Raw genomic sequence first — 19,749 nt, 5'->3', positions numbered from 1 at the left:
TCATACCTTGTGCAGCAGATGGAGGGTCATTTGCATCAGTTGTTCATCCCCGTGCAGCTGCTCGAGCAGCTCACTGGCCGCCTGCAGCTCGGGGGTGGTTCCTTCGGCCAGCACGGCCCGCAGCCCCGCCATCGCCTGCGCAAAATCGCGCGGGCGCAGCAGATCGTGAAAGCCGCGATCCGGGGTGGCGAAGTCGAGCAGGGTGCGCTCCGCCAGATTGGCGGGATAAAGCCTGCTGATGTGGGGTTCGATGGAGTGGCCATCCGGCAGCAGGGCGTAGCGCCCCGGCAGGCTCTGCTCCTGCTCGTCGAGGCGGATGGCGCTGAGCTGCTCAATCCCGATATGGGCCGCGGTGATCCGGCTCATGGCGCTACCACGTCCTGTTGCAATCGGGTCAGGGTGCGTAGCGCCTGATGGAGCAGCGGCAGGGTTACGGCCCGCTCATCGAGGGTAACGAAGAGGATCAGCCGATCCTCCCCGAGCCAACCGCAGCGCACCGGCAGGGCGGGCGCCCGGGCGGCGGCGGTGAAACTCATGGCGCGGCGAATAGCCTCGCCGCTCTGGTGCCACGGCAGCGTGCGGGCCAGCCAGAGCGTCAGTTGCCCCTGATGGCGCTCCAGTTGCAGGGTACCGCTCTGCTCCAGCTCAAGCTGGATCAGGTAGTGGGGGTTATCCCCGATGGTGATGCCCAGATCCTGGCAAAACTGCACCAGCTGGGGTTCAATCCAGTTCATGACGACTCTCCGGACAACTCATCCTCTTCCCGCTCGATGGCGTTATCGAGCGCCCCCTGACAGCACTGCAGCAGGTTCTGGCGCTGATCCTCCTCACTGAACAGCTCCACCGGCAGCAGGCGGATCAGCCGCTTGAGCTCCTGATAGAGCTGCACCTGCTGATGTGTTTGCGTCAGCTCCAGAGCGACGCAGATCTGCTCCACGTCGTGCACCGAAGACCAGCGCTTCTCCACCAGCGCAATGAGATCGCCCATCAGATCAGAAGGCCCGTATGCCATGGGCCGCCCCCTCCTTCACCCGCAGCCACAGCTCGTCCACTTGGGCCGAGAGAGTGTTGAGCAGCCGCAGCTTGTGCATGTCGCTCATCACCCGCTCCAGCTTGACCGGGTCGAGCCAGCGCTGCTGACTGTCGAGATCGGCGCTCAGGGCCTTCATCATGAAGCCGGTCACCTTCTCCAGCGCACCGTTGCCAAAACGGCTATGAATATCGCGCCAGGCGGTGGAGAGGGCGCGATAGTCCTGCACCGCATCGCGATAGAGATCCCGCAGATCCTGCACATGGCCGAGCCCCTCACGGGCAGCCTCTTGCGCCGGGCCGGTAATGCGGGCGCCCAGCACGATGGCGCTGCCCTGCTCGTCGGCCAATTTGGCCAGCGCCTGTTCAACAAGTGCCAACGTACCCCGCATTTCGGGGCGACCGGCGAGGGCCTTGCGTGCCTGGGTAAGCGCCTCGAACTGCTCGCTCACCTCCCCCGAGTAGCTCTCGAGGTAGGCCAGCAGCTGGGAGAGGTTGGCCAGCCGGCCGCTACCGAGGTGGCTGATCATCTCCTTGATCTTCTGCTGGCGTTCGAGCTCCGGTACCTTGTCGAGGTAGTCTCCCACCAGCGCCTCTATCTCGCTGATGCGGGCCTGACTGTCACTCAGCTTGCGCTTGGCAAGGGAGAGCTCGGAGCGCTCGGAAAAGACGAAGGTGAGCTCTTCTGCCATGTCGCCCAGCGACTGGGTCGCGCTGGCCAGCACGACCTGCTCCCCTTGAAACTGTCCTCCCTGCAGGGGCACCTGACGGGGGGCATTCTCGGCGCCACGGGCTTCAGGTTGAGCGGTGGGAAGATAGGGATTGCTCTGGATAGTGGCCATGGCGGCTCCCGTAATGAGTGGATTGACGAGGATGGCATTATAAAAATCGCCCTCGGGCGCCTATGCCAAAATCGGCCGTGAATTTTTAGCCAGCTCGCAACGCTTTTCTAAAAAGTCCCGACTCGCGCTGAAATCCCCGCGTGCGACCATCGCCTATAGTGGCCACCGTTTTTAATGGTGCAGATCTCCCGATGTCCCTCTCCCTCGATCACATTCCTGGCCAGCTGCGTCACGCCATCGACGAGTGCCGCCTGATCCAGATCCGCGGCCGGGTCACCCAGGTGACCGGCACCCTGCTCAAGGCGGTGGTGCCCGGCGTGCGGATCGGCGAGCTCTGCCATCTGCGCAACCCCGACAATACCCTCTCCCTGCAGGCGGAGGTGATCGGCTTTGCCCAGCATCAGGCGCTGCTCACCCCGCTGGGGGAGATGTTCGGCATCTCCTCCAACACCGAGGTGAGCCCGACCGGTGCCATGCATCAGGTCGGGGTCGGTGAGCACCTGCTCGGTCAGGTGCTCGATGGCCTTGGCAACCCCTTTGGCGGCGGCCAGCAGCAGGAGCCTGCGGCCTGGTATCCGGTCTATCGCGATGCCCCCGCCCCCATGAGTCGCAAGCGGATTGAGCAGCCCATTTCGCTGGGCATTCGCGCCATCGACGGTCTGCTCACCTGTGGCGAGGGGCAACGGATGGGGATTTTCGCGGCCGCCGGCGGCGGCAAGAGCACCCTGCTGGCGTCGCTTATTCGCAGCGCCGAGGTGGATGTCACCGTGCTGGCGCTGATCGGTGAACGGGGCCGCGAAGTGCGCGAATTTATCGAGGCAGATCTGGGAGAAGAGGGGCTCAAGAAGGCGGTGCTGGTGGTGGCCACCTCGGATCGCCCCGCCATGGAGCGCGCCAAGGCGGGCTTTGTCGCCACCTCCATCGCCGAATATTTCCGGGATCAGGGCAAACGGGTGCTGCTGTTGATGGACTCCGTCACCCGCTTTGCCCGTGCCCAGCGCGAGATTGGTCTGGCCGCCGGTGAACCGCCGACCCGACGGGGCTATCCGCCCTCGGTGTTTGCCGCCCTGCCCCGCCTGATGGAGCGGGCCGGTCAGTCGGACAAGGGCTCCATCACCGCCCTCTATACCGTGCTGGTGGAGGGGGATGACATGACCGAGCCGGTGGCCGACGAGACCCGCTCGATCCTCGATGGCCACATCATCCTCTCGCGCAAGCTGGCGGCGGCCAACCACTACCCGGCCATCGACGTGCTGCGCTCTGCCAGTCGGGTGATGAACCAGATCATCGCGCCTGGGCATCAGGCACAAGCCGGTCGCCTGCGCAGCTGGCTGGCCAAGTACGAAGAGGTCGAACTGCTGCTGCAGATCGGCGAATACCAGAAGGGACAGGACAAGGTGGCCGACGAGGCGATCACCCGTATCGAGGCCATTCGCCAGTGGCTGAAACAGGGCACCCATGAGCCGAGTTCACTGCCCGAGGCGCTCGCCACCCTGGAGGCGCTGACCCGATGATCGGCCGCCTGCAACGAATAAAAGAACTGCGGCTGGAGCGAGCCGAGCAGCAGCTCACCGCACAGCAGGCACGGCTGCAACTCGCCCGCATCCGCCAGCGCGAAGCGGAGCAGGAGAGTCTCGACTACCGCCAGTGGCGCCAGGCCGAAGAAGATCGGCTATTTGCCATCTGTCAGGCGGAGCAACTCGATCGCAAGGGGCTCAAGGCGTGGCAACAGCAAGTAGCTCTGCTGCGGGAGAAAGAGGCCCACCTTGAGCAACTGGCCGCCGAACAGGGCGAACGGGTTGCCGAAGAGCGCATCCGCTTGCAGGAGCGCCAGCAGGCGGTACACCGCTCCCGCCAGCAGCAACAGAAATTTGCCGAATTACACCGTCAGGAGCTGGCCTCACAGCAAGCCCTGCGCGACTACAACGAAGAGCAGGAACAGGAAGAGTTCCGCCAGCAGATCAGGATGTAACCAGAGATGAACCGACTCACCGCCCCCCGCGCAGAACCCCGGGTTGCTGACGAACAGCAAGGCTTGCCGCGCGAACCGCACAAGGCGGATCTGGCGCAGCAGCAGCGCTTCGAGCAGGCCCTGCGCCTCGAGTCCGCACAACAGAAGAGAGCACGGGATCACAAAGCGCTGACCGGCAACCCCATCGGCAAACGGGATGAGCACCGCCGGACAAAGCCGGATGTCCCCCTTGCCAGCAACAAAGCGGCGGACAAGGAGAAGGAGCTGGCGGAAAGAAGGCTGACACGCCCAGCCCCGCGCAGCAAAACCCAGCATGACAAGCAGGAGGGCAACGATCGGCAGGAACTCCAGCCGCTCCCCGCGACCTTGCCGCAGATACGTGAGGGCATGCAGGCTCCCACTGCACAGCAAGGGCGTGAGACAGCACCCGCTGCTCTGGCCTGGATGTTACCGCGTGATGTCGCTGGCGGTCGTGAGTTGCTGAGCGCAACCGAGCCTGAGACCAAAGAGTGCTTTGATGAACATACCGCAGAGCTACCAATGGAGCGCCTCCCTCTGGCCAATAGCGACAGACGACCCGACGCTGCCGACTCTAGCACTCAAGAGCGTGTCGATGAACATCCCGTTGACCTGCCACTGGCTATGCCAACCGAAGCACTCATCAAACGAGAGCAGAGTGAACAACCAATGGAGAGCAGCCAGCTGACCGATAGCCACAAGCTGCAGGAGCACAGCGAGCTAGCCGCCCTGCTTGAGGTGGGGGAACGGCTGCAGATAGCAGACGAGCCTACCGAACAACTATCTGCGACCAGCGAGGAGGCGTTGCTTGCGCAAGAGAGCTTTGCCAGCTCGGCCATCCGGGTTCCACCTCTCAGTGCAACTCCGGGGGATCTGCTGCTGGCACGGGTTGCCCCGCGCGTCGATCATCACGAGCTGGGTCAACTACTCAGCCGGCTGGCGGTGGATATTCACCTTGAGCTGGGTCGCCCGGAGCGCCCCCCCATGCTCCAGCTCACCCTGCCCGCACTCGGGGAGCTTGCCATCCGCATCGAGCACCATCAGGGCTCGCTGCAGGTGGAGATGCTGGCCAGCGAACAGGGTTCCCAACTGCTCAATCAGGGACGCGGCGAGCTGATCGACCGCCTGCAACGGCTCTACCCCGGCGAGCGGATCGCCTTTGATCTCTTTACCCGGGGCGACAGCGAACAAGGGTCGCGCCAGAAACGATCCATCTATGACGAGTGGGATGCCGACGCATGACATCGATAGTCTTTCCCTCTGCCTCGGCGGCGGAGCTGACCCTGCAGCAACGGCTCAGCCAGTGCCGCCACCACTATGGCTGGAGTGGCGGCGAGCTGACGCTCGCCATCGCGCCGCTGCCAGCGTCCCTCGACTGCCGGTTGCAACTGCAGTGGAAGGGGCTCTCCCTGCCGCTGTTTTGCCATGGCGCCGAGCTGGCCCGCTGGCTTGCGCCAGACCTGCAACAGGCTGCGCTGTTCAGCCTGCCCGAGCCGCTGCAACTGGCACTGATCGAGCGCCTCGGGCAACCCCTTGGCGGCCTCAGCTGCTCGGCGCTGATACCGAACACCACCTGCGAAGCGGCCGGTGAGGCCGCGCTGCAACTGCTGCTCAAGCGGGAGGGGGCGACCCTAGCCCTCTGGCTGGCCGAGCCGGGGCCGCTGCTTGGCAAGTTGCCTGCGCGACCCGGCCAGCAGCGCCTGGCGCTCCCTCTCACCCTCTCCTTGCAGTGGGGGGCGATGGGCGTTGCCATCAGCGAGCTCGAGACACTGACCTGTGGCGATGTGCTGCTGCCGCCGCCCCACCCTCTGCTCGGCCAGCAGCTGCAGCTCTGCATCGAGGGACGCCCCTATGCCTACTGCCAACCCCATCAACAACATCTGGAACTGACCGCCATGCACAACGCCGCCCCCGATGATGCCCTCGATGCCACTATGCTTGAGCACCTGCCGGTGCAGGTCACCTTTGAAGTGGGCCGCCAGACCCTGGACTGGCACACCCTCACCACCCTGCAACCGGGCTCACTTATCGATCTCGGCGCCCCCATCGATGGCGAGGTGCGGATCATCAGCAACGGCCATCTGCTCGGCAACGGTCGGCTGGTGGAGATCCAGGGACGACTCGGGGTGCGGGTCGAGAGCCTCAAGAGCGAGTCGCCGTCATGATCCAGCTGCCGGACGAGCTAAACCTGATCGTCGGGCTGGCGCTGCTGGCCCTGCTCCCCTTTATCGCCGTGATGGCTACCTCTTTCGTCAAGCTGGCGGTGGTCTTCTCGCTGCTGCGCAACGCCCTCGGGGTGCAGCAGATCCCCCCCAACATGGCGATGTACGGGTTGGCCATCATCCTCAGCATCTATGTGATGGCACCGGTCGGTTTTGCCACCCAGGATTACCTGCGCCAGAACGAGGTGTCGCTGGCCAAATCCGAATCGGTGGAGAAGTTTCTCGACGAGGGGATGGCCCCCTACCGCGCCTTTCTGAAAAAGCAGATCAAGCCGCGGGAGCACGCCTTCTTCATCGACAGCACCAAGCAGCTCTGGCCCAGCGAATATGCCGACCGGCTGGAGCCCGACAGCCTGCTGATCCTGCTGCCCGCCTTTACCGTGAGCGAGCTGAGCCGCGCGTTCGAGATCGGGTTTCTCATCTATCTGCCCTTTATCGCCATCGACCTCATCATCTCCAACATTCTGCTGGCGATGGGGATGATGATGGTCTCCCCCATGACCATCTCGCTCCCCTTCAAGCTGCTGCTGTTCGTGCTGCTCGATGGCTGGGCCCGCCTCACCCACGGGCTGGTCACCAGTTACGGAGGCTAGGATGAGTCACGCCGATATTCTCCATTTCACCAGCCAGACCCTCTGGCTGGTGCTGATCCTCTCGATGCCGCCGGTACTGGTGGCCGCACTGGTGGGCACCCTTGTCTCTTTGCTGCAGGCACTGACCCAAATCCAGGAGCAGACCCTGGGCTTTGTCGCCAAGCTCATCGCCGTGGTGATCACCCTGTTTGCCACCACCGCCTGGCTTGGCAACGAGCTCTACAGCTTTGCCGACATGGTGCTGCTTAAAGTGCCGCAGATCCAATGACCCTCGAGAGCCTGCAGGACCAGATGCTGGCCTACACCCTGCTGCTGCCGCGCTTTATCAGCTGCTTCGTCATGCTGCCGGTACTGAGCAAGCAGATGCTGGGGGGGGCGATGATCCGCAACGGCGTGGTCTGCTCGCTGGCGCTGTTCGCCTACCCCATGGTGGCCGACACCCTGCCTCCCGCCATCGATGCCCTCGATCTGGCGCTCTTGGTAGCCAAGGAGGTACTGCTCGGCCTGCTGATCGGCTTTGTCGCGGCCATCCCCTTCTGGGCCGTCGAGGCGAGCGGCTTTCTGGTGGATAACCAGCGCGGCGCGGCCATGGCGTCCCTGTTCAACCCGAGCCTCGCCAGCCAGACCAGCCCCACCGGTCTGCTGCTGACCCAGACCCTGATCACCCTCTTCTTTTCCGGCGGCGCCTTTCTCGCCCTGCTCTCGGCCCTGTTCCAGAGCTATGCCAGCTGGCCGGTGACCCGTTTCTTTCCCGCTATCGGAGATCTCTGGGTGAGCTTCTTCTACAGCCAGTTCAGCCAGATGCTGCTGCTCTGCGCCCTGCTGGCGGCCCCCCTGCTGATCGCCATGTTTCTGGCGGAGTTCGGGCTGGCCCTCATCAGCCGCTTCGCCCCCTCCCTCAACGTCTTTGTGCTGGCGATGCCGATAAAAAGTGCCGTCGCCAGCCTGCTGCTGGTCATCTACATCAAGCTGATGATGGATCACGCCTACCGCCAGGTGCTGGCGGTAATGGATCCGCTGCAACTGCTTGCCCCCATTCTGGAGGCGCGATGAGCGGCGAAAAGACCGAACAGCCCACCGCCAAAAAATTGCGCGATGCCCGCAAGAAGGGGCAGGTGGTCAAGAGCAAGGAGGTGGTCTCCACCGCCATCATCCTCAGTCTGGTGGGTATGCTGATGGCGATGTCCGACTACTACCTCGAACATCTGGGTAAGCTGATGCTGATCCCGGAGTCCCACCTCAACCTCCCCTTTGCCCAGGCCCTCAACCATGTGGTGGAGAACTTGATGCAGGAGATGGCCTACCTCTGCATCCCGATCCTGGCGGTGTCGGCGCTGGTGGTGCTCGCCTCCCATATCGCTCAGTACGGTTTTCTGCTGAGTGGCGAGTCGATCAAGCCCGACATCAAGCATGTCAATCCGGTGGAGGGGGCCAAGAAGATCTTCTCCATCAAGAGCCTGATGGAGTTCGTCAAATCCCTGCTCAAGGTGAGCCTCCTGAGCCTGCTGGTATGGGTCACCATCGAGGGCAACCTGCAGGCGATGCTGCAACTGCCCGGCTGCGGCATGAGCTGCATCACTCCGGTACTGGGGGGCATGCTGGGCCAGCTGATGGCGGTCTGCGCCATGGGGTTTGTGGTGATCGCCATCGCCGACTACGCCTTCGAACACTACCAGCACATCAAGCAGCTCAAGATGAGCAAGGACGAGGTGAAACGGGAGTACAAGGAGATGGAGGGGAGCCCGGAGATCAAGAGCAAGCGCCGCCAGTTCCATCAGGAATTGCAGTCGAGCAACATGCGCGCCGACGTGAAGCGATCCTCGGTCATCGTCGCCAACCCGACCCATATCGCCATTGGCATTCGCTACGAGCGGGGAGAAACGCCGCTGCCGGTGGTCACCCTCAAGTTCACCGATGCCCAGGCGCTGCTGGTGCGCAAGATTGCCGAAGAGGAGGGTATCCCGGTGCTACAGCGCATTCCGCTGGCCCGCGCCCTCTATCGCGATGCGCTGATCAACAACTACATCCCCGCTGACCAGATCGAGGCGACCGCCGAGGTACTGCGCTGGCTGGAGCAGTGGCGCCAGAGCGAAGGGCCGCAGTGGTAACTGCTTGCGGGAGATCACCAGAGCGCGTCACCTAAAAAACCGCGACCCGGGTTAATATCCGGCCGATCCCTCTTTTTGCGATCCTGTGCATCACAATCATCAACCCAGAGATGTGCATGGATCTCGATACTCTACTGACCCGGCTTGCCCGACAGCTCGATGCCGACCAGCTCAATCAGCTCTCTGCCGACGAGTGGCTGTTGCTTGCCACGGATGGTCTCGCCCTGCAAATCACCCGAACCGACACCGGCCTGGTGCTGGCTTGTCGCCCCGATGACCGGGAGCTGGATCCCCGCTGGATGCCGCTGCTGCTCAGCTATAACGGCCTGCTGACCACCACGGGAGGCATGGTGATGGGATTGACCGGCAACCAGCGCCTGCTGATCCAGTTACCGATCGCCATCGCAGATGCCGATGCACTGGCCAGCGTGACTTTCAACTTCCTGCAACTGGTACGGGAGTGGCAATTGCGACTGCTTGCGCCGTGCCAACCAACCCTGCCCGAACCCGGCTCTCTTAATATGCTGTCTGCCATCAAGGGATAACTCATGAATACCACCTCAGCGACCTCACTGACGTCACTTTATCGTGACCTCCACTTATCCTCCGCTGGCAGCCAGCAGGAGCTGCGAGCCAGCAATGGCAACCTCTATCTCAAGGAGGGCAAGGGGCTGGTCTCCGTCGAGAGCCACAGGCTGGCTCACCGGGACGCCGCCATTGCCCAGGTGATCACCGCCATGAGCCGGGAATATGGCATGAGCACGGAAGAGGCTGGCAGCCTGCTGCGCAGCGTACAGGCAGATAGCGGCAAAGTGACGGTGGCGGATGTGCGTCAGCTGCACAACGAACTCACCCTCGGGGCCCGGCACCAGAGCGAACGCTCGCAAGAGTTGCAACAGGTCGCCGACCTGCGCAAACAGCAGCTCGCCTCAGCTACCCGCGCTCAGGGGCTCGCCCCCGATATTCGCACCCATGAGCAGCTGCGCAGCGCCATCACCCGGCAACACGGTGAGCAAACGCTCGCCCTGCTCGACGAGAAACTCCCCTCTTTCATGCACAGCAAGGGGATGCTGACTCCGCGCCATATCGAGACCATCGGCCAACTGCTCAACTCCGGCGAAGTGGCCCGCTTCCAGCAAGCCATCACCATGGTCACGCTCAACGCCAAGAGCCCGGTCGACAGTCAGGCAGCCCGCGCCGTTGCCATCGAACTGGCCAAACTGCCCATGAATCTGCTCAAGCAGGCCGATGCCGAAGGGCTGACGATCCGGGTCACCCATGACAATGTGACCACCTACCATACCCATCTGGCCGGAACGAGCGCCCGTGGTCATGGTGGTGGCGGGTGGGACAAGCTGCCGGGCGTCGGTGCCTTCGGCGGCAGTAAAGAGACCGTTATAGCCATGGAGCAGGATCGCTCGGGCAAATGGCAAGTGGGTAGCCATCACGGCTCGGCCAATCTGGTGTTGCACGAATTTGGCCACTCCATCGATCGTCTGGTGGGTGCCAGCACCACAGGTGCCAACTTGAGCCAGGACAGCGCCTTCTATGCGGCCTGGTACAACGACTATCACAAGCTGGGGGATGCCTACTTTCAGCAGGCAGGCCCAAAAGGGAACTACGAACCGGGACTGGAGGAGAGCTTTGCCGAAGGTCTGGCTCGCCTTTATGGCGACAACAATGCCTTCGCTCACTGGAGCCATATCGAGGCACAACTGTTGACACTCTGACAGGCCTCCCCTGTCCGGCAGACCCGCCAAAAGAACGGGGCCATCACTGATGGCCCCGTTCTATTTCTCACGTTGAATGGATTTACCCTACCCCACCTCCCCCAGCGCACCGATCAGGGCGTCAAGCCCCTGGTCAACCTTCGAGCGAGGGCAGCCGACGTTGAGGCGGATATAGCCTGTGCCTTCCGGGCCGTAGGTGTCGCCGCGCATGATGGCGACCCGGTATTTCTCCACCAGCAAGGCTTGCAGCGCATCCATCCGCTCGGTCGTGTCGATGCCAAGGCCGTTCAAGTCAATCCAGGCGAGATAGGTTCCCTCGGGCACCCGATAGTCGATGGCGGGGAAGGCGGCGTTGAGTCGCGCCGCCACATGGGCGAGGTTGCCGTGCAGGTAGGATTTGAGCGCATCGAGCCAGGCAGCGCCGTCCCGATAGGCACTGATATGGGCCAGCACCCCGAGAATGGGCGGCGATGATAGGCCATGGGCCGCCTTGAGCCGTTGCAGATAGGCGGCCCGCGCCGCGGCGTTGGCAATAAAGGCATAGGCACCGCCAAGGGCGGGGATATTGAAGGATTTGGAGCCCGAACTCACCAGTGCCCAGTGATCGTCCGGTGCCACCTCGCTCCACGGCAGGTAGCGGGCAAAGCTCACATCCATATGGATGTCGTCCGAGATGACCTTGACCCCGTGGCGCTGGCAGATGACGGCCATCCGGCCGAGTTCATCCCTCGTCCAGACCCGGCCGGTGGGGTTGTGGGGGCTGCAGAGCAGCAAAATCCGGCAATCGGGGCGGGCAGCCTGTTGCTCGAAGCAGGCCCAGTCGATCTGGTAACTCCCCTCTGCTTTTTTGAGCGGGCATGGCAGCAGCACCCTGTCGTTGGCGGTCAGCATATTGCCGAAGGCATCGTAGGCGGGGGTATGCACCAGCACTCCTTCGCCCGGCGCCGACCAGAGGCTCACCAGCTGGGCAATCACATAGATGACCGAAGGGCCGTAGACCAGCGTCTCGGGGTCGAGGCTCGCCCCGTAGCGGTGGGCAAACCAGTCGCTCACCGCCCCCTTGAAGTCATCGTGATTCCAGCGGCTGTAGCCAAATACTCCATGCTCAAGGCGGGTTGCCAGCGTCTGGCGAATGCAGGGGGCGGTCTCGAAATCCATGTCGGAGATGGTAAAGGGGAGCAGATCGGCATGGCCAAAACGGTCGGCCACATAGTCCCACTGGGTACAGTAGGTGCCGTGGCGGTCGACCACATGGTCGAAGTCATAAATATCGTGCATGAAGTTTCTCCCTCCATAAACAGGAGACATATTGGGAGAGGCAAACAAGGGGGGCTTGCGCCCCCCGTTCGGATCTTATTGGCCGGTTCAGGCCCCCATCAGGCTCTGCAGCTGGTTTTTCACCAGATGCACCTGCGGGCCGATCACCACCTGCAGGTTGTGCTCGTCGAGCTTGATCACCCCGATGGCGCCGTTTGCTTTCAATACCTTGTCATCGACCCGGCTCATGTCCTGCACCGACATCCGCAGGCGGGTGATGCAGTTATCGAGCGCAAGGATGTTATCGGCACCGCCCAGGGCGTTAAGGATGATTTCACCGTTGTAACCGCTGTTGCCAGCCTTCTTGCCTGCGGGCTGGGCAGTCTCGCTGGTTTCAATCTCGCGGCCAGGGGTCTTCAAGTTAAAGCGCACGATGGCGAAGCGGAACACGCTGTAGTAGATGGCAAACCAGATGGCGGCCGCGACCGGCACCAGATACCACTTGGTGGCGGTGCCTTGCAGCACGCCGAACACCAGAAAATCGATGAGGTTGCCGTCGGTGTTGCCGATGGTGACGCCGAGCAGCCCCATGGTCATAAAGCCCAGACCGGTCAGGATAGCGTGAATAACGTAGAGTACCGGCGCCACGAACAGGAACAGGAACTCCAGCGGCTCTGTGATCCCACCGATGACGCAGGCCACCACGCCGGAGACCAGCAGCGCCTTGATCTTGCCGCGATTTTCCGGGCGAGCGCAGTGATACATGGCGAGCGCCGCGCCCGGCAAGCCGCCAAGGAAGGCTGGCATCTTGCCCTGCGAGAGGAAGGAGGTGGCAGAGACCGAGAAGCCGTTGGTGTCGGCGCAGGAGAGCTCCGCGTAGAAGATATTGAGGGCGCCGCTCACCTCGTGACCGCACACCAGCTGGGTGCCGCCCGCTTCGGTAAAGCGGATCAGCGCCACCAGAATGTGGTGCAGGCCGAGCGGCAGCAGCAGACGCTCACCGGTACCGAACAGGAAGGGGCCGAAGGGACCGGCGTGGGAGATGAGCGCCCCGATGCCATTGATGCCGGCAGCAAACCAGGGCCAGACGAACGGCACGACCAAGCCGACCACACCCAGCACCAGCGCGGTGATGATGGGCACGAAGCGGGCACCGCCGAAGAAGGCGAGCGCATCGGGCATCTTGTAGGTGTAGAAACGGGCGTGCAGTTTGGCGACGATCACCCCGACGATGATGGCCCCCAGAATCCCGGTGTCGATGGAGCTGATGCCGAGGATCGATTTCACCCCGTAGGCCTTCTCCGCCGCCGCGTCACCGATGACGTTGGCCACGGTGAGGTAGAAGTTGATGGAGAGGTTGAGCGCTGCATAGCCGACGAAACCGGCAAAGGCTGCGACCCCCTTCTCTTCCCGCGCCAGCCCGAGCGGAATGGCCACCGCAAACATCACCGGCAGATAGATAAAGGCCACCAGCCCCACCTTGGTCATCCAGAGGAACAGCAGTTGCAGCACGGTATTATCGAGGAAGGGCATGCTCTGCTTGACCGCGTCGCTGGTGAGCGAGCTGCCGACACCGAGCAGGATGCCCGAGAAGGCCAGCAGGGCGACCGGCAACATAAAGGTCTTGCCGAGGCTCTGCAGGAACTCCCAGATGGTGGATTTGGCTTGAGGCTTGGCCATGAAACGGCTCCTTGTGAATAGACAGCAATGTCTGCGGCTGCCCTCCCCCGCTCGAGGCAATCTCGAAGCAAAAGGCGCGGGTCAGCATCAGGTTTTTCTGGATGATAAAACGTTTTATCAACTTACAAGTGCCGACAGGATCACAGAATGAGGGGGCTGGCTGGCAGCAGGATCCAAATTTGTGAGCCGGATCGGCCAGATGGTGATGTAACGTTTCACTTGGCAACCCAAGCAGGTATGCTGGGGCCTCTCTCTCAACTGTCCGTCGTCCATTCGCCCTATGTCGCCCAAATCCCTCTCTACCAAAGCCACCAAGATCACCGATGTCGCCCAGCGGGCGGGAGTGTCGGTCACCACCGTCTCCATGGTGCTCAACGGCAAGGGGCGCATCTCGCCGGCCACCGCCGAGCGGGTGCAGCAAGCGATAAAAGAGCTCGACTACGTGCCCAACAGCGCCGCCGCCAACCTGCGCAGCCAGCAGTCCAATCTGGTGGGGCTGATCCTGCGCGACATCACCGACCCCTTCTATACCGAGGTGACCGCCGGGGTGAGCGAGGTGCTGGAGCAGCAGGGCTATCTGCTGTTTCTGACCCAGTGCGGCCACAGCCCGGAGCGGCTGCAGCAGAGCATCCACTCCCTGTCGCGCCAAGGGGTGGCAGGCATCATCTTCAATCCGGTGCGCGGCGCGGCGGCCAAAACCCTGGAGACCCTGCTCGACTCCGAGCTGCCGGTGGTGTGCGCCGCCCGCTCCTACTATCGCGATGACGTGGACTTTATCGGCCCCGACAACACCCACGCCGCCAAGCAGGCCACCACCTACCTTATCGAGCAGGGGCACCGCCATATCGCCTATGTCGGCGGGCGGGCCGACTCCCTCACCCGCGCCGAGCGCATCGGCGGCTACTGCGCCAGCCTGTTGCAATATGGCCTGCCCTTCAAACCGGAGTGGGTACTGGAGTGCGAGCGCACCCAGCGCAGCGCAGCCGACACCATCGCCCAGCTGCTGCACCAGCACCCCAAGGTGACCGCCGTGCTCTGCCACTACCCCGAGGTGGCCCTCGGCGCCATCTATGGCGTCGAGGCGAGCGGCCGCACCGTGGGCAAGGACAACTACATCGGCCAGCAGGTGGCCCTGCTCGGTTTTGACGACGTGGCAGAGGCCGAACTCACCTCCCCCGCCCTCACCTTTGTCAGCTCACCGGCCCGCGAAATCGGCCGTCAGGCGGCAAGGCGCCTGCTGACCCGGATGCAGCAACCCGAGCTCGCCCCCAACCGCCATATCATCACCCCCAATCTGCAAAAACGGGAGTCGGCCTGAACTGGCTGGACAGCCCAAGCTCGCCCCACCCGCCATATCATCACCGCTCACCAACAAACCGCAGAAGCGGGCATCGGCCTGAGCTGGCTGGGCAAGCCCGAGCTCACCCCACCCGCCATATCATCACAGCTCACCAGCAAACCGCAGAAGCGGGAGTCGGCCTGAGCTGGCTGGGCAAGCCTGCAGCAGCGCAAACGTGAGCCTGCTCACTGCGCCGGCAAGGAGAGATTGAGAGCCAAGTGGAGAGGGATATGATGGGCGCCAGCCTCACTTCACGAGCCCATGTATGAGCCACCCGCACGACCAGAACCCGCCGAGTGAAATCCATCGCTGTGACAAATGCAGGGAGCGTACCCGCCATATCGTGGTGCTGGTCGCCCGCGATCACAGCCAGGACATCATGCCCAAGGACCCGCGCAAAGCCTTCTGGCAAGCCTTTACTTCCAGCAGCATCACCAACTGGGCGTTTGGTGAAACACTGGCCTACCAGACCACCCATGTAAAACATCTTATTTGTGAGCGGTGCGGGGAGAAGTTTCTGGAGTATTGATGGCTCCAGCCTGTCATCCGTCACACAACCAACCGAATAAACTCCCTCCATCCAGCAAGTAGTTTGTTGATCCTTGGCAGGTTTTTACCTACTGCCGGTTTTGCATCGCCCCCACCTTGATTACCATGGCTCACTTGGCAACCGGGATTGGGAGGGACGTTGCCGAGATCGCTCTGGCCACCATAGCGCCATCCCCTCCCACCACATCGCCGGTTAACAGCAGCAGAGTGGAGGCTGTCGTCCAGGGGCGGTAGCGTGCCGCTTGGCCACACCTGGGCCACAACCCCTCTCCAGCAATCAGCAAGGATCCCCCGCCGTTATGTTTGAGTACGTCGAAAAACTGCAAGCGCGCATCGCTACCATGGTCAGCCAGAACGAAGCCGGGATCCGGCAGGCGGCCCACTGGTTTAGCGAGGCCATCGTTCACAACAAGATGATCCATATGCTGGGCACCGGGCACTCTCATATGGTCGGGCTGGAGGGGTTTATCCGTGCTGGTGGCCTTGGCAATATCAACGCCGTGCTCGACTCCACCGTCACCACCGCCGATGGTGCCCTGCGCAGCTCGGCGCTGGAGAAGCTGCCGGGGCTTGCCGCCATCCTGTGGGAGGAGCAGCCGATTGCGCCGGGGGATCTGATGGTGGTCATCTCCAATTCGGGGCGCAACGCCCTGCCCATCGAGTGGGCCCAGCTTGCCAGAGCACGCGGCCACAAGGTGCTCGCTATTACCTCAGTGGCACAATCGGCGCAAAATCCGAGTCGTCACCCTTCTGGCCAGAAACTGATGGAGCTGGCCGATCTGGTACTGGACAACTGCGTGCCGCCGGGCGATGGCCTGTGCGAGGTCAATGATCGGGTCACCGGCGCCTTCTCCTCCATCTCCGGCATGGTGCTGATCAATACGCTGGTAGTCGAAGCGCAGAAACTGGCGCTGGCACAAGGCGTAACCCCGCTTATTTTCTCCAGCCAGAATGTGGATGGCTTTAATAACGATGATGTTTACCGCCATTTCCAAGGACGATTGAAGTCGATGTAAGCAATTAAGATCTTGTCGCGGTAAACGTTGGGCTTCACTTCGTTCAGCTCCAACCTACGATGTTTGGCCCAACATACGAGATGTTCCATAAAAGAGCACTCATAGATGCAACGAATTCTGATTATTGGCAACTCGGGATCGGGCAAGAGCTGGTTAGCGGCTCGATTGGCTGAGGGACTAACCATCCGCGAGGTCAATCTGGACACTATCGTCTGGCAACCGGGCGGCTTTAACCAAAAACGGCCCCAGCATGAGATTGACCATGCCATCCAAACACTTGCTCAAGAGCCCTCATGGGTGGTCGAAGGGGTATTTGGTACCCTGGTCGAGCAACTGCTTGATGCCGCTGATACCCTGCTCTTTCTGGATCTCGACTGGTCGGTATGCCGTGATTCGCTGCTATCGCGCGGATCACAAAGTGCCAAGCAACGGGATGCAGTGGCAGCCGAAGAGAGCTTTCAACAACTGCTGGTGTGGGCATCGGAATATGGGCTGCGAGCCGACAAAAGCTCCCGCCAATTCCATCAAGAGCTGTTTGATCGATTCCCAAACGACAAACACCGTTTCACGACTCGGGCAGAGGTAAATAGCTATCTCACGCAACTGACCACTCATAGCTAACGGGATAGACCGTAGGTTCGAATAGCGGAGCGTATTCGAACGTTCGCGTTATCACCTCTATCTTTTCAGCCATCCCCTCTCTTACCCCCCCTGCCTGTACATACAGGCGGTGCAATTCACTTTGTTCATTGCACCCTACGGTGCGTCTATGGCTGTGGTTTTTCTTGCCCGTTGTGGTGAGCTGTCCGGCAGCGATGGTGCAACCCATTTATCCAGCTTGTTCTGCTCACGCCTCCCCTGCGCCCGCCCCTCGCTTCCCGCCAGCGGGACCATTTCTGTGCGTTGGCTCACATCCCGCAGCCATTTATCACCTCACAAATTTACAGACAGAGCGCCCCCATTCGCTGAGTAAAAACTCACCACACGGCCAAAGCGCTGAACCACGAACAAACACAACCAATTGATTTTAATCATCAATAAAAATATGAGCGATTCAATCCGCCCCCGTTTCAGCAGCTGTTCAGCTTTGCGATCAGGGTCACACTCAAGGTGATGGCGCACAAAAATCCAGTTATTCGCACATTTGTCCGATAGGGTGACCTCTGCCCCGGCGCGATAATAGTCGGGTCAATTTTGTCTGCATGCCGGCCTGCAAGGGCGGCATGCCAACAGGCTCCGGCAACGGAGCGGGGAGAGCGCCATGATAACCACCTTGATCAATGAACATCTGATCAACCTCGATTTGAAAGCGACGCGTAAGGAAGAGGTCTTCACCGAGATGGCCCGCCTGCTGGTCGCGCAAGGCAAGGTCAGCGACGAGCAGCAGTTCGTCAAGGATCTGTGGGCCCGTGAAGAGCTGGACAACACCGGCTTTGAAGAGGGTGTTGCCCTGCCCCACGCCAAGAGTGCGGCGGTCAGCACCCCGGCCGTCGCCATCGGCATCAGCCGCAACGGCATCGACTACGGCGCCGAAGATGGCAAGCCGTCCAAACTGTTCTTCATGATTGCCTCCCCGGCCGGTGGTGCCAACCACCATATCGAGGTGCTGGCCGAGCTCTCCGCCAAGCTGATTGAAGAGGGCTTTATCGATGCCCTGCTGGCAGCCAAGACTCCGGCCGATGCGCTGGCACTGCTGCTGGCCAAGAAAGAGGAAGCGGCTGCCGCACCTGCGGCCAACAAGGGGCTGATCATCGGTGTCACCGGTTGCCCGGCCGGTATCGCCCACACCTATCTGGCGGCCGAGTCGCTGGAGCGCGCCGCCAAGGAGCTGGGTTATGAGGTGAAGGTGGAGACTAACGGCTCCATCGGCGTCAAGAACAGCCCGACCGCGGACGAGATCGCCCGCGCCGCTGCCATCGTGGTGGCCTGCGACAAGCAGGTGGACATGGCCCGCTTTGCTGGCAAGCCCCTCATCAAGACCGGCGTAAAAGCCCCCATCAAGGATGGCAAGGGTCTGATTGAGCAGGCGCTGAAAGCCCCCGCCTATGTGGCGGACAAGGATGAGAAGAAGGGTGACGAGAAGCGCGCCAGCGGCGGCAGCTCGGATCTCTATCGCTACCTGATGAACGGCGTATCGCACATGATCCCGTTCGTGGTGACCGGTGGTCTGCTTATCGCCCTGTCACTGGCCATCGGCGGCAACCCGACCCCGAGCGGCATGCAGATCCCGGAAGGGAGCATGTGGAACCAGATCCTCAACGTGGGCGTGGCCGCCTTCACCCTGATGATCCCCATTCTGGCGGGCTATATCGCCTACGCCATCGGTGACCGTCCGGCACTGGCACCGGGCTTTATCGGCGGCTGGATCGCCAACAACGGCAGCTTCTACGGCGCTGACGCCGGTACCGGCTTTATCGGTGCCATCATTGCAGGCCTGTTGGTCGGCTATCTGGTGCGCTGGATTGCCACCCGTCAGTACCACAAGATGGTGCAACCGCTGGTGCCGATCCTGATCGCCCCCATCGTCGGTTCCCTGTTTATCGCTGCGGTCTTTATCTTCATCATCGGCGCCCCGATTGCCGACATGATGACCGGCCTCAACGCCATGCTGCTCTCCATGAGCGGTGGCAGTCTGGTGCTGCTGGGTATCGTGCTGGGTGGTATGGCCGGCTTTGATATGGGTGGCCCGGTCAACAAGGTGGCGTTCCTCTTCTCCGTCGGCATGATCGCCTCCGGTCAGACCCAGTTTATGGGTGCCATGGCCTGCGCCATCCCGGCCGCTCCCCTTGGCATGTCGCTGGCTACCGTGCTTGGTCGCAAGCTCGGCATCTTTGACGAGTCCGAGATCGAAGCGGGCAAAGCGGCCGGTGCCATGGGTCTGGTGGGTATCTCCGAAGGTGCGATTCCGTTCGCCGCCCGTGACCCGCTCGCCGTCATTCCGGCCAACGTGCTGGGCAGCATGACCGCCGCTGTGATGGCCTTCCTGTTTGGCATCACCAACAGCGTTGCCCACGGTGGCCCCATCGTGGCTCTGCTGGGTGCCGTCAACAAGCCGCTGCTGGCCCTGCTCTGCATGATCTGCGGTGCCATCGTCACCGGCGTGGTCGCGGTTGCCCTGAAAAAGCTGCGGGTAAAAAAGAGTGACGAGGTAACCCTGGCCAAGGCGGCCTGAGTTCCTCCTCCCCGAGCTACAAACGCTCGCGAACCATAACAATGAGGCCACCCCGGGGTGGCCTCTGCTTTTTCCTTGTCTTTTTCCTTATCGGCCTCAACACCCTCTTTATCGCGCCCTCTCTTGCCACGCCAAAGCAGCGCCTCGTTTGCCGCGCCATTCCCTCTCCTCCCACCCCGATACCGGCGGAAATATCGCCAATTCCGGGTCAGCTCTGTGATT

Annotated in this window: 21 protein-coding genes; 15 read left to right on the top strand and 6 right to left on the bottom strand. The window is 62.0% G+C overall.

Going from position 1 to position 19,749, the window contains the following annotated elements; all coding sequences use genetic code 11:
- Genes ascX through sctW form a run of 4 tightly spaced genes read right to left on the bottom strand, consistent with a single transcriptional unit; the run spans position 1 to position 1,871 of the window.
- Positions 1-366, bottom strand: coding sequence for a type III secretion system protein AscX (gene ascX, locus AACR93_RS07945; protein WP_043850406.1), 366 nt, complete (start codon positions 364-366; stop codon positions 1-3).
- Complete coding sequence (acr2, locus tag AACR93_RS07940) at positions 363-734, bottom strand: SycN family type III secretion system chaperone Acr2 (RefSeq protein ID WP_043850405.1); 372 nt, start codon at positions 732-734, stop codon at positions 363-365. Before acr2 ends, ascX begins: the two co-directional genes overlap by 4 nt.
- Positions 731-1,012: a TyeA family type III secretion system gatekeeper subunit gene (locus AACR93_RS07935; RefSeq protein ID WP_043850404.1), complete on the bottom strand. Its 282-nt coding sequence runs from the start codon at positions 1,010-1,012 to the stop codon at positions 731-733. Before AACR93_RS07935 ends, acr2 begins: the two co-directional genes overlap by 4 nt.
- Complete coding sequence (gene sctW / locus AACR93_RS07930; protein WP_043850403.1) at positions 993-1,871, bottom strand: type III secretion system gatekeeper subunit SctW; 879 nt, start codon at positions 1,869-1,871, stop codon at positions 993-995. The genes AACR93_RS07935 and sctW overlap by 20 nt, the downstream gene beginning before the upstream one ends.
- A gap of 191 nt (positions 1,872-2,062) precedes the next feature.
- On the opposite strand from sctW, the gene ascN reads away from it, so the two are divergent.
- The 10 genes from ascN (at position 2,063) to AACR93_RS07880 (ending at position 10,514) form a co-directional block, all read left to right on the top strand.
- Positions 2,063-3,385, top strand: a complete 1,323-nt coding sequence (ascN, locus tag AACR93_RS07925) for a SctN family type III secretion system ATPase AscN (RefSeq protein ID WP_033113180.1) — start codon at positions 2,063-2,065, stop codon at positions 3,383-3,385.
- Entirely contained in the window at positions 3,382-3,843 is a 462-nt protein-coding gene (locus tag AACR93_RS07920) for a type III secretion protein (RefSeq protein WP_043850402.1), read from the top strand. Before ascN ends, AACR93_RS07920 begins: the two co-directional genes overlap by 4 nt.
- A 6-nt stretch (positions 3,844-3,849) precedes the next feature.
- A complete protein-coding gene (locus tag AACR93_RS07915; protein WP_043850401.1) occupies positions 3,850-5,103 on the top strand; it encodes a type III secretion system needle length determinant in 1,254 nt (417 codons plus the stop codon).
- On the top strand, positions 5,100-6,026 hold the full coding sequence (gene sctQ, locus AACR93_RS07910) for a type III secretion system cytoplasmic ring protein SctQ (RefSeq protein ID WP_043850400.1): 927 nt from the start codon (positions 5,100-5,102) through the stop codon (positions 6,024-6,026). Before AACR93_RS07915 ends, sctQ begins: the two co-directional genes overlap by 4 nt.
- Positions 6,023-6,676, top strand: coding sequence for a SctR family type III secretion system export apparatus subunit AscR (ascR, locus tag AACR93_RS07905; RefSeq protein ID WP_029302711.1), 654 nt, complete (start codon positions 6,023-6,025; stop codon positions 6,674-6,676). Before sctQ ends, ascR begins: the two co-directional genes overlap by 4 nt.
- 1 nt (position 6,677) lies before the next feature.
- The gene (gene ascS, locus AACR93_RS07900) at positions 6,678-6,944 is read left to right on the top strand and encodes a SctS family type III secretion system export apparatus subunit AscS (protein WP_033113185.1); all 267 of its coding nucleotides are present in this window, start codon (positions 6,678-6,680) and stop codon (positions 6,942-6,944) included.
- Positions 6,941-7,729: a type III secretion system export apparatus subunit SctT gene (gene sctT, locus AACR93_RS07895; RefSeq protein ID WP_043850399.1), complete on the top strand. Its 789-nt coding sequence runs from the start codon at positions 6,941-6,943 to the stop codon at positions 7,727-7,729. Before ascS ends, sctT begins: the two co-directional genes overlap by 4 nt.
- A complete protein-coding gene (gene ascU, locus AACR93_RS07890; RefSeq protein ID WP_042031509.1) occupies positions 7,726-8,784 on the top strand; it encodes a SctU family type III secretion system export apparatus subunit AscU in 1,059 nt (352 codons plus the stop codon). The genes sctT and ascU overlap by 4 nt, the downstream gene beginning before the upstream one ends.
- 116 nt (positions 8,785-8,900) lie before the next feature.
- Positions 8,901-9,329 (top strand): CesT family type III secretion system chaperone, encoded by a 429-nt coding sequence (locus AACR93_RS07885; RefSeq protein ID WP_043850398.1) that lies wholly within the window; start codon positions 8,901-8,903, stop codon positions 9,327-9,329.
- Positions 9,330-9,332: 3 nt separating this feature from the next.
- Positions 9,333-10,514, top strand: coding sequence for an anthrax toxin lethal factor-related metalloendopeptidase (locus tag AACR93_RS07880; RefSeq protein WP_052497058.1), 1,182 nt, complete (start codon positions 9,333-9,335; stop codon positions 10,512-10,514).
- Positions 10,515-10,601: 87 nt separating this feature from the next.
- Here the strand turns inward: AACR93_RS07880 and AACR93_RS07875 are convergent, their stop codons facing one another.
- Together AACR93_RS07875 and malX are read right to left on the bottom strand one after the other, a co-directional pair.
- A complete protein-coding gene (locus AACR93_RS07875; RefSeq protein WP_043850397.1) occupies positions 10,602-11,792 on the bottom strand; it encodes a MalY/PatB family protein in 1,191 nt (396 codons plus the stop codon).
- 87 nt (positions 11,793-11,879) lie between these two features.
- Positions 11,880-13,451: a maltose/glucose-specific PTS transporter subunit IIBC gene (malX, locus tag AACR93_RS07870; protein WP_043850396.1), complete on the bottom strand. Its 1,572-nt coding sequence runs from the start codon at positions 13,449-13,451 to the stop codon at positions 11,880-11,882.
- Between the two features lie 280 nt (positions 13,452-13,731).
- On the opposite strand from malX, the gene AACR93_RS07865 reads away from it, so the two are divergent.
- From AACR93_RS07865 to AACR93_RS07845, 5 genes are all read left to right on the top strand, one after another.
- Positions 13,732-14,769, top strand: a complete 1,038-nt coding sequence (locus tag AACR93_RS07865; RefSeq protein WP_043850395.1) for a Mal regulon transcriptional regulator MalI — start codon at positions 13,732-13,734, stop codon at positions 14,767-14,769.
- Positions 14,770-15,055: 286 nt separating this feature from the next.
- A complete protein-coding gene (locus AACR93_RS07860; protein ID WP_043850394.1) occupies positions 15,056-15,319 on the top strand; it encodes a hypothetical protein in 264 nt (87 codons plus the stop codon).
- A gap of 319 nt (positions 15,320-15,638) precedes the next feature.
- On the top strand, positions 15,639-16,355 hold the full coding sequence (locus AACR93_RS07855; RefSeq protein ID WP_043850393.1) for a sugar isomerase domain-containing protein: 717 nt from the start codon (positions 15,639-15,641) through the stop codon (positions 16,353-16,355).
- A 105-nt stretch (positions 16,356-16,460) separates the two neighbouring features.
- Complete coding sequence (locus AACR93_RS07850) at positions 16,461-16,976, top strand: ATPase AAA (RefSeq protein WP_043850392.1); 516 nt, start codon at positions 16,461-16,463, stop codon at positions 16,974-16,976.
- Positions 16,977-17,616: 640 nt separating this feature from the next.
- Positions 17,617-19,527, top strand: a complete 1,911-nt coding sequence (locus AACR93_RS07845; protein WP_019446857.1) for a PTS fructose transporter subunit IIABC — start codon at positions 17,617-17,619, stop codon at positions 19,525-19,527.
- The last annotated feature ends 222 nt before the right edge of the window (positions 19,528-19,749 follow it).

Source organism: Aeromonas sp. L_1B5_3, assembly GCF_963866575.1.
In the GTDB taxonomy this organism is placed as follows: Bacteria; Pseudomonadota; Gammaproteobacteria; order Enterobacterales; family Aeromonadaceae; genus Aeromonas; species Aeromonas jandaei.
The sequence above is the reverse complement of the archived record's forward strand: the minus strand, read 5'-3'. Positions and strand labels throughout refer to the sequence as shown.

Bases quoted from the DNA above. Each gene is read 5' to 3' on its own strand.
- AACR93_RS07875 (WP_043850397.1), bottom strand. From the start codon at position 11,792: ATGCACGATATTTATGACTTCGACCATGTGGTCGACCGCCACGGCACC.
- AACR93_RS07880 (WP_052497058.1), top strand. From the start codon at position 9,333: ATGAATACCACCTCAGCGACCTCACTGACGTCACTTTATCGTGACCTC.
- AACR93_RS07885 (WP_043850398.1), top strand. From the start codon at position 8,901: ATGGATCTCGATACTCTACTGACCCGGCTTGCCCGACAGCTCGATGCC.
- AACR93_RS07920 (WP_043850402.1), top strand. From the start codon at position 3,382: ATGATCGGCCGCCTGCAACGAATAAAAGAACTGCGGCTGGAGCGAGCC.
- ascN (WP_033113180.1), top strand. From the start codon at position 2,063: ATGTCCCTCTCCCTCGATCACATTCCTGGCCAGCTGCGTCACGCCATC.
- acr2 (WP_043850405.1), bottom strand. From the start codon at position 734: ATGAACTGGATTGAACCCCAGCTGGTGCAGTTTTGCCAGGATCTGGGC.
- ascU (WP_042031509.1), top strand. From the start codon at position 7,726: ATGAGCGGCGAAAAGACCGAACAGCCCACCGCCAAAAAATTGCGCGAT.
- ascR (WP_029302711.1), top strand. From the start codon at position 6,023: ATGATCCAGCTGCCGGACGAGCTAAACCTGATCGTCGGGCTGGCGCTG.
- AACR93_RS07915 (WP_043850401.1), top strand. From the start codon at position 3,850: ATGAACCGACTCACCGCCCCCCGCGCAGAACCCCGGGTTGCTGACGAA.
- AACR93_RS07845 (WP_019446857.1), top strand. From the start codon at position 17,617: ATGATAACCACCTTGATCAATGAACATCTGATCAACCTCGATTTGAAA.
- AACR93_RS07935 (WP_043850404.1), bottom strand. From the start codon at position 1,012: ATGGCATACGGGCCTTCTGATCTGATGGGCGATCTCATTGCGCTGGTG.
- sctW (WP_043850403.1), bottom strand. From the start codon at position 1,871: ATGGCCACTATCCAGAGCAATCCCTATCTTCCCACCGCTCAACCTGAA.
- ascX (WP_043850406.1), bottom strand. From the start codon at position 366: ATGAGCCGGATCACCGCGGCCCATATCGGGATTGAGCAGCTCAGCGCC.
- sctQ (WP_043850400.1), top strand. From the start codon at position 5,100: ATGACATCGATAGTCTTTCCCTCTGCCTCGGCGGCGGAGCTGACCCTG.
- ascS (WP_033113185.1), top strand. From the start codon at position 6,678: ATGAGTCACGCCGATATTCTCCATTTCACCAGCCAGACCCTCTGGCTG.
- AACR93_RS07860 (WP_043850394.1), top strand. From the start codon at position 15,056: ATGAGCCACCCGCACGACCAGAACCCGCCGAGTGAAATCCATCGCTGT.
- AACR93_RS07855 (WP_043850393.1), top strand. From the start codon at position 15,639: ATGTTTGAGTACGTCGAAAAACTGCAAGCGCGCATCGCTACCATGGTC.
- AACR93_RS07850 (WP_043850392.1), top strand. From the start codon at position 16,461: ATGCAACGAATTCTGATTATTGGCAACTCGGGATCGGGCAAGAGCTGG.
- AACR93_RS07865 (WP_043850395.1), top strand. From the start codon at position 13,732: ATGTCGCCCAAATCCCTCTCTACCAAAGCCACCAAGATCACCGATGTC.
- malX (WP_043850396.1), bottom strand. From the start codon at position 13,451: ATGGCCAAGCCTCAAGCCAAATCCACCATCTGGGAGTTCCTGCAGAGC.
- sctT (WP_043850399.1), top strand. From the start codon at position 6,941: ATGACCCTCGAGAGCCTGCAGGACCAGATGCTGGCCTACACCCTGCTG.